This is a genomic window from Thermus brockianus (genome assembly GCF_021462505.1).
Lineage (GTDB): Bacteria > Deinococcota > Deinococci > Deinococcales > Thermaceae > Thermus > Thermus hydrothermalis.
Genome location: NZ_JAKEDV010000023.1, coordinates 1 through 1,222 on the forward strand (window position 1 = coordinate 1; position 1,222 = coordinate 1,222).

Sequence of the window (1,222 nt, forward strand, 5' to 3'; positions counted from 1 at the left end):
CTCACTCCAGGATTTTGGTGACCACGCCGGCACCCACGGTCCGCCCACCCTCACGGATGGCAAACCGCAAACCCTCCTCCAACGCCACCGGCTTGATCAACTCCACCGTAAACGTCACATTGTCCCCAGGCATCACCATCTCCACGCCCGAGGGCAACTGCACCACACCCGTCACATCCGTCGTCCGAAAGTAAAACTGCGGACGGTACCCAGAAAAAAACCCCGTGTGCCTCCCACCCTCCTCCTTCTTCAAAACATACACGGAGGCCTCAAACTTCGTGTGCGGCGTAATGCTCCCAGGCTTCGCCAACACCTGCCCCCGCTCCACCTCCTCCCGGCTCACACCACGCAACAACAACCCCACATTGTCCCCAGCTATCCCCTCCTGCAGCGTCTTCCGGTGCATCTCCACACCCGTCACCACCGTCCGACGCGTCTCCGCAGACAAACCCACAATCTCCACCTCGTCCCCAACCTTCACCTTTCCCCGCTCAATCCGACCCGTCGCCACCGTCCCGCGCCCAGTAATCGTAAACACGTCCTCCACCGGCATCAAGAACGGCTTGTCCACGTCCCGCTGCGGCGTCGGAATGTACTCGTCAATCGCGTCCAACAACTCCCAAATCCGATCCACCCACTCGTTCTCCCCACGCTTCGTCTGAGGATTGCGGTGCATCTGCTCCAACGCCAACAACGCACTCCCCCGGATCACCGGCACCTCATCCCCAGGAAACTCGTACTGGTTCAAAAGGTCCCGTACCTCCATCTCCACCAAGTCCAACAACTCGGGGTCGTCCACCATGTCCACCTTGTTCATGAACACCACAATGTACGGGACCCCCACCTGCCGTGCCAACAAAATGTGCTCCCGCGTCTGCGGCATCGGCCCATCCGCCGCCGATACCACCAAAATCGCCCCGTCCATCTGCGCCGCACCCGTGATCATGTTCTTGATGTAGTCCGCATGTCCCGGGCAGTCCACGTGCGAATAGTGCCGCTTCGCCGTCTCGTACTCCACGTGCGCCGTGTTGATCGTTATCCCCCGCGCACGCTCCTCCGGCGCCTTGTCAATCTCCCCGTAGTCCTTCACCTCTACATTCGGGTTCTCCGCCGCAGTCACAAACGTCAACGCCGCCGTCAACGTCGTCTTCCCGTGGTCCACGTGCCCAATCGTCCCCACGTTCACGTGAGGCTTCGTCCGGATAAACTCGCCCTTGGCCAT

At 60.7% G+C, this 1,222-nt stretch carries 1 protein-coding gene; it reads right to left on the reverse strand.

Annotated features, from left to right (window positions below; all coding sequences use genetic code 11):
• Window position 1 precedes the first annotated feature (1 nt).
• A complete protein-coding gene (gene tuf, locus LXN00_RS12580; protein WP_234508720.1) occupies window positions 2-1,222 on the reverse strand; it encodes an elongation factor Tu in 1,221 nt (406 codons plus the stop codon).

What these genes read in the sequence shown, in the direction of transcription:
- tuf (WP_234508720.1), bottom strand. Translation starts at nt 1,222, where the DNA reads ATGGCCAAGGGCGAGTTTATCCGGACGAAGCCTCACGTGAACGTGGGG.